Annotated in this window: 14 protein-coding genes; 5 read left to right on the top strand and 9 right to left on the bottom strand. The window is 73.4% G+C overall.

Annotation, left to right across the window (positions count from 1 at the left end; genetic code table 11):
* Window positions 1-62 precede the first annotated feature (62 nt).
* Window positions 63-725 carry a ScbR family autoregulator-binding transcription factor gene (locus SYYSPA8_RS35105; protein ID WP_323451509.1) on the bottom strand — a complete coding sequence of 221 codons (663 nt, stop codon included), beginning with the start codon at window positions 723-725 and terminating at the stop codon, window positions 63-65.
* A gap of 273 nt (window positions 726-998) precedes the next feature.
* Window positions 999-1,694 carry a ScbR family autoregulator-binding transcription factor gene (locus tag SYYSPA8_RS35100; RefSeq protein WP_323451508.1) on the bottom strand — a complete coding sequence of 232 codons (696 nt, stop codon included), beginning with the start codon at window positions 1,692-1,694 and terminating at the stop codon, window positions 999-1,001.
* Window positions 1,695-1,951: 257 nt separating this feature from the next.
* Between SYYSPA8_RS35100 and SYYSPA8_RS35095 the strand changes: the two genes are divergently transcribed.
* A complete protein-coding gene (locus tag SYYSPA8_RS35095; RefSeq protein ID WP_323451507.1) occupies window positions 1,952-2,842 on the top strand; it encodes a ScbA/BarX family gamma-butyrolactone biosynthesis protein in 891 nt (296 codons plus the stop codon).
* Window positions 2,839-3,867, top strand: coding sequence for an NAD-dependent epimerase/dehydratase family protein (locus SYYSPA8_RS35090; protein ID WP_323451506.1), 1,029 nt, complete (start codon window positions 2,839-2,841; stop codon window positions 3,865-3,867). Before SYYSPA8_RS35095 ends, SYYSPA8_RS35090 begins: the two co-directional genes overlap by 4 nt.
* Window positions 3,868-3,993: 126 nt before the next feature.
* Here SYYSPA8_RS35090 and SYYSPA8_RS35085 read toward each other — a convergent pair whose 3' ends face one another.
* On the bottom strand, window positions 3,994-4,764 hold the full coding sequence (locus SYYSPA8_RS35085; RefSeq protein ID WP_323451505.1) for an SDR family NAD(P)-dependent oxidoreductase: 771 nt from the start codon (window positions 4,762-4,764) through the stop codon (window positions 3,994-3,996).
* Window positions 4,765-4,898: 134 nt separating this feature from the next.
* Here SYYSPA8_RS35085 and SYYSPA8_RS35080 point away from each other — a divergent pair, with 134 nt between their 5' ends.
* Entirely contained in the window at window positions 4,899-5,414 is a 516-nt protein-coding gene (locus tag SYYSPA8_RS35080; protein ID WP_323451504.1) for a hypothetical protein, read from the top strand.
* Here the strand turns inward: SYYSPA8_RS35080 and SYYSPA8_RS35075 are convergent.
* The 5 genes from SYYSPA8_RS35075 to SYYSPA8_RS35055 all read right to left on the bottom strand — a co-directional run bounded on the left by SYYSPA8_RS35075 (window position 5,339) and on the right by SYYSPA8_RS35055 (window position 10,494).
* Window positions 5,339-6,373, bottom strand: a complete 1,035-nt coding sequence (locus SYYSPA8_RS35075) for a DNA polymerase III subunit beta family protein (RefSeq protein WP_323451503.1) — start codon at window positions 6,371-6,373, stop codon at window positions 5,339-5,341. The genes SYYSPA8_RS35080 and SYYSPA8_RS35075 overlap by 76 nt on opposite strands.
* A gap of 137 nt (window positions 6,374-6,510) precedes the next feature.
* Entirely contained in the window at window positions 6,511-8,172 is a 1,662-nt protein-coding gene (locus SYYSPA8_RS35070) for an FG-GAP repeat domain-containing protein (protein ID WP_323451502.1), read from the bottom strand.
* A 242-nt stretch (window positions 8,173-8,414) separates the two neighbouring features.
* Window positions 8,415-9,821: a cellulose binding domain-containing protein gene (locus SYYSPA8_RS35065; RefSeq protein ID WP_323451501.1), complete on the bottom strand. Its 1,407-nt coding sequence runs from the start codon at window positions 9,819-9,821 to the stop codon at window positions 8,415-8,417.
* A gap of 243 nt (window positions 9,822-10,064) precedes the next feature.
* Window positions 10,065-10,331 carry a hypothetical protein gene (locus SYYSPA8_RS35060; protein WP_323451500.1) on the bottom strand — a complete coding sequence of 89 codons (267 nt, stop codon included), beginning with the start codon at window positions 10,329-10,331 and terminating at the stop codon, window positions 10,065-10,067.
* Between the two features lie 4 nt (window positions 10,332-10,335).
* Window positions 10,336-10,494 (bottom strand): hypothetical protein, encoded by a 159-nt coding sequence (locus tag SYYSPA8_RS35055; protein ID WP_323451499.1) that lies wholly within the window; start codon window positions 10,492-10,494, stop codon window positions 10,336-10,338.
* A gap of 157 nt (window positions 10,495-10,651) precedes the next feature.
* Here SYYSPA8_RS35055 and SYYSPA8_RS35050 point away from each other — a divergent pair, with 157 nt between their 5' ends.
* The gene (locus SYYSPA8_RS35050) at window positions 10,652-11,635 is read left to right on the top strand and encodes an ATP-binding cassette domain-containing protein (protein ID WP_323451498.1); all 984 of its coding nucleotides are present in this window, start codon (window positions 10,652-10,654) and stop codon (window positions 11,633-11,635) included.
* On the top strand, window positions 11,632-12,393 hold the full coding sequence (locus tag SYYSPA8_RS35045) for an ABC transporter permease (RefSeq protein ID WP_323451497.1): 762 nt from the start codon (window positions 11,632-11,634) through the stop codon (window positions 12,391-12,393). Before SYYSPA8_RS35050 ends, SYYSPA8_RS35045 begins: the two co-directional genes overlap by 4 nt.
* On the opposite strand, the gene SYYSPA8_RS35040 is transcribed toward SYYSPA8_RS35045, so the two are convergent.
* Entirely contained in the window at window positions 12,377-15,553 is a 3,177-nt protein-coding gene (locus SYYSPA8_RS35040) for an AfsR/SARP family transcriptional regulator (protein WP_323451496.1), read from the bottom strand. The two genes, SYYSPA8_RS35045 and SYYSPA8_RS35040, sit on opposite strands and share 17 nt — an antisense overlap.
* Window positions 15,554-15,566: the final 13 nt, after the last annotated feature.

Genomic DNA, 15,566 nt, shown 5'->3' with positions numbered 1-15,566 from the left:
TCGGGCCCCGGCGAAGTGGCGCGAGGCTCCGTCCGGCGCGGGCGCCCGCAGGAGGGCCGTCGTCACCGCCCCAGGGAGGTGACAACGGGTGAGGCGGGGCCGGGGCCGCCGGTGAATTCGGCGGGCTCGCAGTCGAGCCGGCCGCTCTCCACCGGGTCGGCGGCGATGCGGGGCAGCAGCAGACGCCAGAACCCGGCGAGCGTGCCGGAGGAGAGCCAGCCGGGGTCGGACCGTGCGAGGGCCGCGAACCCGAGGACCGCGGCGGCCACGGTGGCCGCCGTGTCGGACGGCGGCACGGCGCGGGACAGCGAGCCGTCGGCGTGGGCGCGCTCCACCAGCCGCACCACGCTGCGGTGCCACTGCTGGGGGAGGCCGATCGCGGATCCGCGGGAGGCGTCGCCGCCGAGGCGGAATCCGGCCCGCACCACGACGTCCTCCCGCAGCTGGCGGGTGAGGGCGTGGGCGGCGTCGGCCAGTGCCTGGAGCGCGGGGACCGAGTCCGGTGTGCCGACCGCCCGGCGCACCCGCTCGGCCGCCTCGGCCTCGACGGCGGCGGCCAGGGCTTCCTTGTTCTCGAAGTGGAAGTGCAGGGCGCCGTTGCTGACGCCCGCGTTGCGGCTGATGACGGTGAGGGAGGCGACCGCGAAGCCCTGCCGGTCGAAGGCCTCGGCCGCGGAGAGCACCAGCCGGCCGCGAGTGCGGACGGCACGTTCCTGTTTGGGCATCAAGGGGACTCCCTGGCATGGGCCTTCGGCCGCACACGCGCGACCGGCCGGTGAGGGGCACCCGCGCCGGCGGTCTGCCCCGGGACAGCCGGTGAGGCCCCCGGGCGGACTGCGGGGGTCTGGCGGCACCCACGATACAAACCGTCCGACCTGATGCCAAGCCAAAGCAGACCGATTGCCTTGTTTTTTCCGAGGAGGCCTAGCGGAGACCTGGAGGAGGCATACGGGAGGGAACCCGGGCGCTCCGTCACGGCCACGCCCGGCGGGGCGGGGTCAGCGCGCGGGATCGGCGGTCTCGCGGGCCGTCCCGGACCCGGCGGCGGACCGGGACCCCGCCGCGGCGGCCTCGGCCACCTTCGCCACCCGGTCCTCGCTCACGTCGATCCAGGTCAGCATGGACGCGGGCACGATCGAGGGGAGTACGTGCTTCCACATCACCGCGATCCGGCGGACGAGGTCGCCGCGGTCCGACGTGACCCGGGAGACCGCCTGGAGGCCGGTGAAGCAGCCCACGATGAACTCGCCGGTCTCCTCGGGGTCCACGTGCGGCAGCACCTCGCCGCGCGCCTTGCCCTCGGCCAGCAGCCGCGCGCAGACCTCGCCCCAGGCGCCGAAGGGGCTGACGTCGGAGAAGTCCACCGTGCCCTGGTCCAGCGAGAGCCGGGTGCCGGCCCGCAGCACCGGGTCGTGCAGCAGGCCGTGGGCGACGAGCAGGCTCAGATCGACCAGCTCCTGGGCCTTGGAGCCGGACTCGGGCACCGCCACGTGCAGGGTCTGCTCATTGAGGACACCGCGGGCCAGCTCCTCCTTGGAAGCGAAGTGGAAGTACATCGCCCCCTTGGTGACCGAGGCCCGCGACAGGATCTCGGCCACCGGCGCGGCCTCGAATCCGTACTCGTCGAAGACCGACGCGGCCGCCCGCACGATCGCGTGCCGGGTCCGGACCGCCCGTTCCTGTCGCACTGCCATAGGGCTCTCCTGTCATATACGCGCCACGCGAGGGTGATCCAGCCACTCAGTCTGATAGATCCAAACCCATCTATCAAAAGAACCGGATGGTCTGTATCTTACTGGCACGGGGACGGAGCCACCGCCCCCAGGACGCTCGCACTCATGGGGGATTCGTGTCAGTCGTAACGCTTCCGCGCCACACCGTGCACACCGTTGCGGACCCGGCGCCGCGCACCACGCCGGATTACCACCGTTCCTTAGCGTGCGAAACGCGCATGACCAGCACCGTTCCCCGGGAGTTCGTCCATCGGGCGGCCATCGCCGAGGTGTTCCTCACCGGCTGGGACCGCATCGGCGAGGACCGGTTCACGGCCACCGCCCAGTGGCCCAGGGCCCACAGCTTCTTCACCCCGGTCGACGGCTGCCATGACCCGCTGCTCGCCGCGGAAACAATCCGGCAGGTCGGTACTCTTCTCGCCCATGCCGCCTACGACGTACCGCTCGGGCACCAGTTCCTCATGTGGGAACTCAGCTACGACATCGTTCCCGGGCGGAACGCCGTCGGTGGCACACCGGCGGACCTCGAACTGGACGTGGTCTGCGCCGATGTCCGCCGTCGCGGCCGCCGTCTGGCGGGTATGCGCATCGAGGTCACCATCCGCAGCGCGGGCCGCGTGATCGCCTCCGGCAGCGGCTCCTTCGACTGCACCAGCCCCGCGGTGTACCGACGGGTCCGCGGCGAGCGGGTCGGCGCCACCGGTCCCCGTACGCTCCCGCCCGCCCTCGCGCCCGCCGCCGTGGGCCGGTTCCTCGACACCGATGTCGTCCTGTCCCCCACCGGCGATTCCCGCGTGTGGCAGCTGCGCGCCTTCGAGCAGCACCCCGTCCTCTTCGACCACCCCGTCGACCACGCCCCCGGCATGGTGCTCATCGAGGCCGCCCGCCAGGCCGCGCGGGCCCTCCACCCCGCCCCCGCCGAACCGTTCCTGCCGACGCGTATGCGCAGCGAGTTCAGCCGGTACGCGGAACTCGACACCCCCTGCTGGATCTCGGCCGAGGAGGTGACCGTCGCCGGGAGTACCGAACGGTCCGTCCGCGTCACGGGCCATCAGGACGGCAACCTCGTCTTCAGCTGCGTCCTCGGCTCCCCCGGGGCCGGCCGGTGAGCACGCTCGCCTCCGTACTCCACGCCCCGGGGAGCCAGAGCCCGCCCTCGGCCCCGCGGATCCTGGTGACCGGAGCGGGCGGCTTCATCGGCGGCAGGGTCGCCGCCGCCGCCCGGGCCGTCCCCGGCGCCCGGGTGGTCCTGATGTCCCGCCGCCCGCTGCCCGCTGCGGACCCGGACCCGGCCCCCGGTGACCGCGACGGCCCCGGCGACCCGGCGGTCCGGCAGGTCCGCGCCGACCTCCAGGACCCCGCGTCGCTCCGCGGCATCTGCGACGGGGTGGACATCGTTCTGCACTGCGCCGTCCGGATCGGCGGCCCCGACCAGGCCGTCCGGGCCGTCAACGAACACGGCGCCCGGGCCCTGGTCGCGGAGGCGGAACGCAGCGGGGTGGCCCGTCTGGTCCAGGTGTCCACCGCGTCCGTCTACGGCCGGGGCGTCTTCCGGAACGCTGAGCCCGCCGGTCTCCCGGTCGCGCCCGGCTCGGAGACCAGCCGCAGCCGGGCGGCGGCCGAGCAGATCGTGCTCGCCGCCGGGGGGACGGTCCTCCGCCCCCATGTCGTCCTCGGCGCGGGCGACCGCTGGGCCGTGCCCGGACTGGTACGGATCCACCGGCGGCTGGCCGCCACCGTCGACGGATGGCGGACCCGGATGTCGGTGGTCGACGTGGACGACCTGGCCCGCGCCGTCACGGCGGTGGCGACCGCGCCCCAGGACACCTCCGGCGTCTGGCACCCCAACCATCCGGCCCCGGTGTCCTGCGCCGACCTCTTCACCACGCTGACCCGCCGGCTCGGTCTGCCGCCCGCCACCGAGGACATCGGCGTCGAGGAGGCCCGGCGGCGGCTCGCCGGCGACAGCGTCTCCCTCCACCATCTCGCCATGCTGACCACCGACCACTGGTTCGCCAGCGCTCGCCTGTGGGAGGAGACCGGCTGCCCGCCGGGGCGCGGGTTCGCCGACAGCCTCGCCCGCCACGCCCCCTGGTACCGCCGCCACCTCGGACTCTCCGACCCGCCGGGGTGACCTCCGCGGCCACCGCCACCATTCCCCGGAACGACGGTGGCGGTGGCGGTGACAGTCGGCGGTCGGCGGTCAGCGGTCAGCGGTCGGCGGTCAGCGGTCAGCGGTCAGCGGTCAGCGGTCAGCGGTTCAGAGGATCGTGAAACCTCCGTCCACGACCAGGGTCGACCCCGTCACATAGGAGGCCCGGTCACTGCACAGCCACGCCGCCGCCTCCGCTATCTCCTCCGGTTCGGCCGTACGGGGCTGGGGGGTGGCCCGGTGCAGCATCTCCTCCACCCCGGGGTTGAGCGCGAACCAGTCGGCGACCATCTCACTGCGCGTGGTCCCCGGCGCTATCGCGTTGACCCGGATGTTCCGCCCGCCGTACTCGGCCGCCGCCGCCTTGGTCAGCCCGATGACGGCATGCTTGGACGCCACGTACGGAGCCGCCACCGGCGTGGCCACCAGCCCTCCGGTGCTGCTGGTGTTGACGATCGCACCGCCACCGCCCGCCAGCATCGCCGCGAGCTGCGGACGCAGAAAGTTGAACACCCCCCGGACATTGGTGTCCATGATCTCGTCGTACACCTGATCCTCCATCAGATGCAGTGGGGTACGGGGCGCTCCGAACCCCGCGTTGTTGAACGCCGCGTCCAGCCCCCCGAAGCGCTCCACCGCGAACTCCACCGCCCGGACCGCGTCGCCCGGCACCGCGGCGTCGGCCACCACGTACGCCGCGCGCGCACCTCCGTCGCGCAACTCGCCGGCCAGAGCGGCGAGTCTCTCCTCCCGCCGGGCGGTGAGCACCACAGCGGCCCCCTCCCGTGCGAACACCCGGGCCGCCGCGGCCCCGATCCCGCTGCTCGCGCCGACGATCAGAACCCTCTTGCCCGTCAGGAACCCACTCGTGTCAACCATGTCCCGAGTCTGGCGGAGATCCGCGCCCGTCCACACCACGACGTCCTCGTCATGTCGCGTCATCCCCCTTGTCGCCCCGCCCGGCCCTCCTGGAGACTGCCGGTACTGCGGAAGAGACCCCGGGGGAGACATCCATGGCCAGGGACGACGAGCGCGCGCTGGGCCGTTTTATCCGTAATCATCCCACTGACAACGACCGCCGCTGGCCCATCGCGGTCGGCGCGCTGCTGGTCGGCCTGGTTCTCGCGGGCGTCTCCGTTCCGGTGACCCTGGAGGTCTTCTCCGGGGACGGTGGCGGCGCACGGACCGCCGGGCTGCTCTGGGGTGGTGCGCTCATCGGGCTCTACGGCGGCGGAGCCGGCGTCGTCCGCACTCTGAAGCGGCACGGCGAGGTCTTCGTGCTGCGCGAGGACGGACTGGTCTACCGGCGGCTCGGGGAGACCCTGGTGGTGCCGTGGACCGCGATCCGCGGTACGGCCGAGCGCGGGCAGAACCACGCCCTGGGGCGGCTCATGGGCTGGGACGTCCACCTGGTCATCCGGCTCCGGGACGGCGGACGGCTGCTGCTGACCGGCTACACCGAGGACGCGTCCCGCCTCTCCGCCGAGATCCGGGCCGCCGTGGCGAACGCGGAGACCCGGACCGAGTAGCCCGGCGCCCGGCCGGGATCGTCCATGGGAGGAGATCCTTCCGCGGCTGGTGCCCGCCATGGGGGCCCCGTCACGGTGGCCGGGAGCGGGAGGTCGGGACACTCGCCGTCAGCGGTGAGGACGTGCACGCCCCGGCCGCTCACGCACAGCGCGATCCGCTCGCCCGGGTGTTCTTCCAGGGCGCGCAGGAGGAGTGCTCGGGAGACCGTGACCCGGGTCGTGACCTCGGGCAGGGACGCGAGCATGAGCCGGTGGTCGGGGAACTCCTCCGGCAGCAGCCGGCAGTACCGGTCCTCCCGGCCCGCCGCGCGCAGCCGGATCCCGCCCGGCGTGGCGTCGACGCGTACCAGCGCGCTGCGGCGGATCTCGCCGACCGCGGCCCGCAGGTCGTCGCCGTCGACGGTGGCGGCCCAGGTCGTGGCCGCTGCTTGACCGGGAACGAGGGTGCGTGTGGAGAGCCGGTACCGGTCGGTCGCGGTCAGTGTGACCACCTCACCGGTCGCCTCGAAGCGCAGTCCGGCGAGTACCGGCATCCCCGGATCCCGTGCGGTCGCGGTCAGGATCTGTTCGATCGCGTCGGCGAGCACGGGGCCTTTGAGCACGGCGATCGTCAGGCCTGGCGCGTCGGCGAGCGACGACTTGATCCGGGCGGCCTTCTGCCGTACCGCCGCCGCGTCCCCGAGGACGTGGGCGACGTGCGCGTCGATCAGCCGGGAGGCTTCTTCGGGTCCGGCGTCGAGGACCGACGCGACCGTGGTGAGGGGCATGGCGATCGCACGGAGCCGGCGCAGGCCGGTGGCCCGTGGCAGCTGGTCGGGGCTGTAGTAGCGGTAGCCGGTGGCCGGGTCCACGTCGGCGGGGGGAAGCAGCCCGGAGTCGGCGTAGAAGCGCAGCGCGCTGGCGGTCAGGCCACTGCGCTGGGCGAAGACCCCGATGGGCATCAGTTCGGATGTCGGCACCCGGCCATCGTCGGGCTTCGACCGGCTTGAAGGTCAATACCGGGGGAACCGTCTCGCGGACGGACGAAGGCCGTCCCCGGCCGCGCGAACGACGCGCGCGCGGCGGGGGACGGCCTGGACGGCCTGTGCGGGTCCGGTCAGAAGAGCAGGTTGTACTTCTTCCAGTTCGTGGCGATCCTGACCTTGGCGCCGAGCGGCTTGGCCGCCGTGCCCGTGCCCTGGTGGGACCAGACGGCGCCGGAGGAGTCCCGCGTCACCAGGTCCGCCTTGCCGTCGGAGTTCAGGTCGCCCGGGGCCACCAGCGCGTTGGAGCCCTTCCAGCCGGTGCTGACCTTCACCTTCGAGCCGAACGGCTTGGCCGCCTTGCCCGTGCCCGGGTAGAGCCACAGGGTGCCGGCGGTGTCGCGGGCCAGCAGGTCGGCCTTCTTGTCGCCGGTCAGGTCGACGCCGCCCACCAGCGCGTTGAAGATCTGCCAGCCGCCGCCGACCTTGATCTTCGAGCCGAACGGCTTGGCCGGCGCACCCGTGCCCGGGTACAGCCACAGCGTGCCCTTGGTGTCGCGGGCCAGCAGGTCGGCCTTCTTGTCGCCGGTCAGGTCGGATGCGCCGGTCAGGGAGTTGAAGGCGTTCCAGCCGCCGCCGACCTTGATCCGGTCCCGGTAGATGCCGCCGTCACCGGAGGTCCGGTAGAACCACAGCACGCCGCTCTTGTCGCGCGCCACCGCGCCCGGGCCGCTGCTCTGCACGGTCACCGGTGCGAGCCGGGTCAGGGCCGAGTACTGGTTCCAGTTGAACGTGCCGCCGACCAGCTCGGGCGAAGTGAACGGCTTCGCGCCCTTGCCGGTGCCCTGGAAGTCGTGCAGATCGCCGCTCGCGGAGCGGCCGACGAGCCTGAAGCGCTCGGTCACCGGGATCGGGCTGCGGACCGAGAAGTCCGAGGACTTCTCGGGGTTGCCCGTGCCCCAGGAGTACACCTCGTAGACCGCGGTGTTCCGCAGCCGCCACGCGGGGGCCTTCGCCCCGGCCTTCAGGTCGTAGGTGATCGTGTAGGTGCCGGGCTTGGTGATGTCGCAGTAGACGCTGGTGTAGCTGATCTCACCGGTCGTGTGGTCGCACGTGGCACCGGAGGCACCGCCCGTGCCGGCGCTGTCGACACTGACCTTCAGCTCTCCCTCGTCCCAGCGGCGGGAGCCCGGGGCGGGGGTCAGGCTCAGCAGGAGTTCGCCCCTGTCGACGGCGCGCAGCCGCACCGAGTGCCGCACCGAGCCGCCGGCCGGCACCGTGGGCGTCGTCAGGGTCATGGTGTTCCGCGCGACGTGCGCCTTGGTCCTCGCCGTGACCGTCGCGTGCGCCCGGCGCGAACCGATGGCCTTCGAACCGGCGGTCTGTGCCTCCTTGATGCCCGCGTCGACGCTCTTCCCGCGCGGGACGTAGACGAGGCTGTAGTAGACCGTCGTCCCGTTCGCGGCGGTACGCGTCGCCGAGACCCAGGGTCCCGGGTTGCCGTGGCCCTTCATGGGGCACAGGTACACCCCGGCGACCCCGGCCTTCGGCTTGCAGTCGGCCGTCGGGTCCACCTTGAGCCCGGTGGGCACCCCGCCGTTGGTCCACTTCGTGCTCGTGAGCGGCTTCTTGCTCAGCGCGTAGATGTACGTGCCGTCGGGCTCGCCGCTGTGGTCGCCCCCGTAGCCGGACGGGGCCAGTTCGGCCCAGCCCTCGCCCGGCATCACGATGTTGTGCTCGACCGGCTCAAAGTAGAACGTCGGATCCGGTGCGGCCACGGCGGTTCCCGATGCCATGACACTCCCGGTGGCGACCAGCGCCGCCGCGATCCCGGCTCCCAAAAGCTTTCGCAAAGCTACCCCCATAAATCAGCTAATCGCCGGACGTTAGCACGTCGTTTGTCAGCCGATTCGATCAGGGGCCCCGGGGTAATCCGCGCGACCGGAGCGGGGTGACCCGCAGGGCCGGAGCGGGGTGACCCGCAGGGCCGGAGCGGGGCGTTCCGCAGGGCGGGAGCGCGACCGCGCCCGGTGGCGGGTCAGGGCGCGGGGACGGTGTCCTCGAAGGCCGTGCCCGCCGCGCGGTAGGCGGCCACCCGCTCGGTGACCTGCGCCGGTGTGAGGACCTGGTCCTTCACATGCAGGACGTAGTCGACGCCCTGCTCATAGGCGCGGGGAGTGGTGGTGTCCGGCTGCCCCGCCAGCCCCGTCAGCCACTGGTTGAAGCTGATCAGCACCGGGCGCTCCGGCAGATAGGCGGCGTCGTGGGTGGCGAACAGCCGTCCGTCCACGTAGTAGCGGACGGCGGTGTCGTCGATCGTGAACACGAGGTCGCGCCAGCCGCCGTGGCCGGCCCGGTCGGCGGTGTGCTGGTTGACGGGAGGCCGCGCCCCGGTCGGGTCGTAGGTCTCCCAGGACGTGGCGAAGAGGGTGTTCCCGCTCTCGCCCCAGCCGCCGTTGGGCAGATATTCGAAGTCGTACTCGGCGTAGTCGTCGGCCATCGGGGCCTTGAGGTCGTTGATGGCGAAGAAGGTCTGGATGACGTGGTCGCCGTCGGGTCCGTGGACGGGTGCGTCGCTGAAGCGGACGCGGGCCGCGTAGGTGCCCTTGCGGAACTTCATGGTGGTGTTCAGGATCTCCGCCTGCCGGGTGGTGGCGGCGGTGCCGGTGGTCTCGGTCCGGAGCCGCAGCACGGAGGAGCCGTTCTCGGCGGCGAAGGAGATCTGCTGCGGCGACCAGGTCGCGCCGGGTACGCCGGGGCCTCCGGGCCAGCTCCGCAGGGCCCAGCCGCGGGCCGCGAGCCGGGGGTCGTCGTGGGCGGTGTAGGCGAAGTCGTCGAAGAGGGCCGCTCCGGGCGGCGGGTCGACCGGCCCGCCACCGGGGGCGGTGCCCCAGACGGTGGCGCCCGCGAGATGGGCGGTCACCCGGTCCCAGTCGGCGTACGTGGTCCGCTCGGCCGCGAAGGAGTGGTCGTCGCTCTGCCGCAGCGGCTTCCAGTCGCCACGGTGGAAGCGGAGCCGGATCTCCCCGCTGTCCGCGCCGGGCGCGAGGGAGCCCGCGGCGGCGGAGAAACCTATCTCCAGATAGCGGTCGGCGGTGGCCACCGGCGGGGTGAGCACCGCGAAGGATCCGGTGAGGTGGGAGCAGCCCCGGACCGCCCAGTCGCACGAGAAGCGGTACGAGGCGTCGGGCGCGTCGGCGGTGAAGTAGTAGCGGAGCCTGACGTCGGCCAGCCGCACCGGTGCGGTGCCGGTGTTGCGGACCGTGAACCAGGGCGCGGCCTGCTGGGCGGTGGCGCCGGTGGCGCCCGCGCGGTACTGGACGGTGAGTGCCGGGGCGGCCGCGGCGGCCGGGCCGGGCGCTCCCGCGAGTCCCAGGGCGGCGAGGGCGGCCGCGAGGGTTCCGGCGAGGGCGGTGCGCAGCCGGCGGTGGGGGGTTCTTCGCATGGGTGGTGCCTCTCCTGAACGGTGGTCCGGTGCGGTGACGGCGGTACGGGAGTGAACACAGCGGTACGCGAGTCACGCGGGCACGGGCCCGCGTGATCCCGCCGAACCTACTGAACCGCCGGGGTACGCGACAGACCCCGTTGGCCGCGGGCGGAGGAAGGCGGAGGGAACACGGCTCCCCCGCGCGGGCGGGACCGACCGGGCGGAACGCGCGACGCCCACATCGCGGCGGGCCCCGCCGTCTCAGCCGAGACGGCTCCGCGTCCCCGGTGCCGCGCCCGCCCGCCGCCCCCGGGCCCGCCGGCCGTCCCTCGGCACCCGGGGCTCGCCCTCCAGGCCGGCGGCCCGCCGGGCCATGTCCGCCAGCCGCTCCGGGGGCAGGCCCAGGGCCCGGACCATGGCGCCCGCGACGGCGGCGCACTCCGGGCGGCCGCAGTCCACCACCACGCCGTCCCCCTCCGGGGGCAGCCGCAGGGTCCCGCAGGCCAGGCAGACGTACCAGGTGCGCATGGAATCAGAGCCTCTCTCCCGTGCCGGAGCAGACGCCGCACGCGCCGGTCCAGCGGTGGACCACCGGCCGGATCTCCCCGGTGCGCGGATCGGTCTCCACGGTGTGCCGCTCGTGCTCCGTGACACCGGTGCCCGCACAGCCTCCGCAGCGCTCTCCGCTCATGCCCTCAGCATGCCGGATCCGGGGCGGGCGGCGCAGCCACTTGGACGCGTACCGCTCCCGGGGTGCGCCGCCGAACGCGCGGCGGTGTGTCACCGCGTCAGGGCTCGTGTCAGGGGCGTGACAGACGGGTGTCAGGCCCGGCGGGGACCGTGGCGGCATGAAAGGTTCAGCAGCTTCAGCGGTTTCAGCGGTTTCAGCGGCTCCGGCAGCTTCGGCGATTTCGGTTTCGGGGCTGCGCAAGGCGTACGGGGACAGAGTCGTGCTCGACGGCGTCGACTTCGATGTCGCCGCGGGGTCGGTCTTCTCCCTGCTCGGCCCGAACGGAGCGGGCAAGACGACGACGGTGAACGTCCTGACGACGTTGGTGAGGCCCGACGCCGGGACGGTGCGCGTCGCCGGGCACGACGTGGGGACGGCGACCAGGGAGGTACGCGCGGCCATCGGGGTGACCGGCCAGTTCGCCGCGGTGGACGAGTTGTTGACGGGCCAGGAGAATCTGCGGCTGATGGCGGACCTGGGGCGGGTGCGCTCCGGCGACCGGGTGATCGCGCGGCTGCTGGAGCGGTTCGACCTGGTGGAGTCGGCGCGGAAGACGGTGGCGACCTACTCCGGCGGTATGCGCCGGAAGCTGGATCTGGCGATGACGCTGGTCCGCAGCCCGCGGATCATCTTCCTGGACGAGCCGACGACGGGTCTCGACCCGCGCAGCAGACGCACGATGTGGGAGATCGTCCGCGAGTTGGTGGCGGAGGGCACCACCGTCCTCCTCACCACCCAGTACCTGGAGGAGGCCGACCAGCTCGCCGACCGGGTCGCGGTGCTCGACCGGGGCCGGCTGGTCGCCCAGGGCACCCCGGAGGAACTCAAGAGCCGGGTCCCCGGTACGCATGTCCGGCTCCGGTTCGACGGCCTCGCCGAACTCGACGCGGCGGCGCGGATCCTGGCCGGGTCGGCGCGGGACGACCAGGAGCTGACCCTGCGGGTGCCCGGCGAGGGTGATACGAGGTCGCTGCGGGCCCTGCTGGACCAGCTGGACGAACACGCTCTCGGCGCCCGGGAGTTCTCCGTCCACCGACCGGATCTCGACGATGTCTTCCTCGCCCTGACCGGGCACGCGAGCACGGAGGCGAGCGCACTGTGAGCGGTTTCCCGACGGCCCTGGCCGACTCGGCCATCATGCTGCGCCGCAATCTGCGGCACACCCTGCGCAGCCCTCTCGTCCTGTTCAACGCGGTCCTGTTCCCGATCGTGATCATGCTCCTGTTCGTCAAGGTGTTCGGTGGCGCCTTCAGCGCCGGCGGGGAGTACGTCGACTACGCGACGCCGGGCATGCTCGTGATGGCCGTCAGCTACGGGCTGGGATCCACCGCGGCGGCCGTGAACGACGACATGGCGAAGGGCGTCATCAACCGCTTCAGGACCATGGACGTCTCCCGTGGTGCCGTGCTGACCGGGCAGGTCGTCGTCACCACGGTGCGCTGCCTGGTCGCCGACGCGGCCATCGTCGCGGTGGCCTTCGCGATGGGGTTCGACCCGGCCGCGAGCGCCCTCGACTGGCTCGGCGTGCTCGCGCTCGTCGTCCTGCTGACCTTCGGGGCGAGCTGGCTCACCGTCGCCCTGGGACTGGCCGCGAAGACCCCGGAGTCGGCGGGCCTGGCCACCGTACCGCTGATCATGCTGCCCTTCCTGAGCAGCGCGTTCGTGCCGGCGGACACGATGGGGGCCGGTATGCGGCAGTTCGCGGAGTACCAGCCCTTCACCCCGGTCATCGAGACGCTGCGGGGGCTGCTCGCGGGCTCCCCCTCCACCGGTGACGCGGTCGCGGCCGTCGCCTGGTGCGTCGGGTTCTCGGTGGTCGGATACGTGTGGGCGGTGTCCGCTTTCACGAAGCGAGCGTGACCTCGGCCAGCTGGGCCCAGCCGGTCCGCGCCCCCTCCCGGGCCGCCTCGGCGAACCGCGCGTCGCCGAGGCGGTGGCGCGCGGCCCGCTCGATCCGGTCCACGTCCGGGTGGGAGCGGTCCCGCAGTCCGCGGACGCCGGTGCTCGCCGCGAGGAGCCGCGCGGCCTGCTCGTACTCGCCTCGGCGCAGCGCCAGGTCCGCGACGCCGACGAGCGCGTAGGCGATCAGGGGCGCGTATCCGCCCTCGGACGCCGCCGCGCAGGCCGCCGCGCGATGCGCCCGCGCCTCGTCGAGGCCTTCGGCGAAGTGGCCGAGCAGATCGTGCTTCAGTACGCGGACGGTCACCTGCTCCGCCTCGGCGCCCAGGACGGCCGTCGCGATGCCGAGCTGTCCGCGTGCCTCCTGCGCGTCGCCGCTCCAGCGGGCGAGCTGCGCCTTCGCGAGGGCCAGCTCGGCCAGCGCGTCCGGCCAGGTGACCCGGTCGGCGTACCGCTGGGCCTCGGCGATGGCGGCCTTGCCGGTGCCCTCGTCGCCCAGCAGCCAGTACAGCTGCGCCTGCCGCGACCGTATCCGGATGACGTCCTCGGCGGCGCCGACCTCGGTGACGACCGCGACGGCCTGCTCGTAGTACGCGCACGCGTCGGCGAGATCGCCGCGTACGGCGCTCCGTTCCGCCAGCTCGGACAGGGCGAACGAGATCCCGAACCGCTCGCCGATCGCCCGGAACTCGGCGAGCGCCGTCTCCAGGTGGGCGTCCGCGTCCCGCCCCGGCCGGCCGAGCATGATCCGCATCTTGCCCAGGTGCAGCCGGGCCAGCGCACGCGCCCAGGGGTCCTCGTGCTCCAGCAGCTGTTCGACGGCGGGCAGGAACGCGCCGGGCTCCCGCAGCATGCGTTCCAGGGGAACGATGAACCCCATCAGCAGGTGGTTGTTCGTGCCGCGCCGGCTGAACCGGTACGCCTTGCGGATCCACTCGGCGGCCCGGTGCTCGTCGCCGAGGCCGGAACTCTCGAACAGCACCAGCAGCCCGTACACCAGGGCCCGGGCCTCGTCGGTGACCTCGCCGGGCGCCCTGGTGGCGGCGGTGAGCAGCTCCATGCCCTCGGTCCGGTGGCCGCCGAGCCACCAGTACCAGCCCGCGGCGCCCGCGAGCCGCATCGCCGCCTGTGCCTCGCCCGCCGCGAGCGCGCCGCGCATCGCCGTACCGATGTTGTCGTACTCGGCGTCGAGCACGGCCAGCCACTCCAGCTGTTCGGCACGGCGCAGATGGGGTTCGGCGCTCTCGTTGAGTTCGGTGAACCAGGCCAGGTGCGCTTGGCGTACGAGGTCGGCTTCCCCGGCCTCCGCGAGGCGTTGCCCGGCGTACTCCCTGATCGTGCCGGTCATGCGGTAGCGCGGGGCGGCGCCGCCCTCGGCGAGCAGCAGCGACTTCTCGGCCAGCGCGGTGAGCAGTTCGAGCATGTGCTCCGGCTCGACCGCGACGCCCGTATCGCTGATATCGCCCGCGCAGACCCGTTCGGCCGCTTCCAGGCTCGCCCCGCCGGAGAACACCGAGAGCCTGCGCAGGACCGCCCGTTCGGCGTCGGTGAGCAGTTCCCAGCTCCAGTCGACCGCCGCCCGCAGTGTCCTGTGCCGGGGCAGCGCGGTCCGGCTGCCGCCGGTCAGCAGGCGGAACCGGTCGTCGAGCCGGCCCGCGAGCTGGTCGACGGACATGGTGCGCAGCCGGGCCGCCGCCAGTTCGATGGCGAGCGGCATCCCGTCCAGCGCCCGGCAGACGCGTGCCATCGTCGTCAGTGTGCGGGGGTCGGCCACGAGATCCCGGCGCACCGCCGCGGCCCGGTCGCGCAGCAGCCGGACGGCGGGCGATGACGCGATCCCGTCCGGGCCGGCGTCCCGCTCGGGCAGGGCCAGTGGCTCGATGTGCCACAGTGCCTCCCCGGTGATGCCGAGTGGTTCCCGGCTCGTCGCCAGGATCCGCAGCCGCCGGCACTCCCCGAGGACCCGGTGGGCGAAGACCGCCGCGGAGTCGATCACGTGCTCGCAGTTGTCCAGGATCAGCAGCGCCTCGCGCTCGCGGATCGCGGCGACGATCCGGTCCGTCAGGTCCGCGCTCGGGGCCCCGCCGAAGAGGGTGTCCCGGAGGCCGAGTCCGGTGAGCGTCGCCTGCGCCACGTCGCCGCCCGCGCCGACGGCGGCCAGCTCCACCAGCCGGACCCCGTCGGGGAGTTCGTCCAGCAGGGTGCGCGCGGTCTCCGTCGCCAGCCTGGTCTTTCCCGCGCCGCCCGGCCCGATCACGGTCGTGAGCCGGTGCTCGGCGACGAGCCCGCGGACCGCCGCGACATCGGCGCCCCTGCCGACGAAGGTGGTCAGCTCGGCGCGCAGGTTGCTCCCGCGGCCCGCTCCCGCCCGCCTCGGCTCGGCGCGCCCCAGCTCGCCCCGCAACAGGGCGACGTGCAACGCGGCCAGCTCCGGGGAGGGATCGGCGCCCAGGGCGTCGGCCAGGGCCTCCCGCGCGCGCTGGTACACGAGCAGCGCCTCGCTGTCGCGGCCGGCGGCGGCGAGGGCGCGCATCAGCGCGGCGACGAGCCGTTCCCGCACCGGGTGGGCGGCCACCAGGTCGGTCAGCTCGGTGACCAGCTCCGCGCCGCGCCCGAGGGCGACTTCCGCGTCGATCCGCTCCTCCGTGGTGGTCAGGCGCAGCCCTTCCAGGCGGACGGCGGCGGCGTCGAAGGCTGCGCTGTCCCGCAGTCCGACGTCCTGCATGGCCGCACCGCGCCACAGTCCGAGGGCCTCGCGCAGCAGCCGCAGCCGCCGGGAGGTGTCTTCCTCGGTACGGGACCGGCCCGCGTGGACGAGTCGTTCGAACCGCACGGCGTCGACGGCGTCGGGCTCCACCGTCAGCCGGTAGCCGTCCGCCCGCCCCTCGACGACTCCGTCCGGCAGTGCCTTCCGCAGCCGGGAGACCAGGCGTTGCAGGGCGTTCGCCGCACCGGCGGGCGGGTGCTCACCCCAGATCCAGTCGACAAGGGACGCCTTGGGGACGACGTGTCCCGGCCTGAGCGCGAGCGCGATCAGCAGTCCGCGCAGCCGCGCGCCCGGCACGTCGGCCACGCCGTCGTCCGTGCGTACCTCGAAGGGACCCAGTAACCCGATCTGCACCCGCTGAGTCTGT

The organism is Streptomyces yaizuensis, from assembly GCF_034961445.1.
Taxonomy (GTDB): Bacteria; Actinomycetota; Actinomycetes; order Streptomycetales; family Streptomycetaceae; genus Streptomyces; species Streptomyces yaizuensis.
The sequence above is the reverse complement of the archived record's forward strand: the minus strand, read 5'-3'. Positions and strand labels throughout refer to the sequence as shown.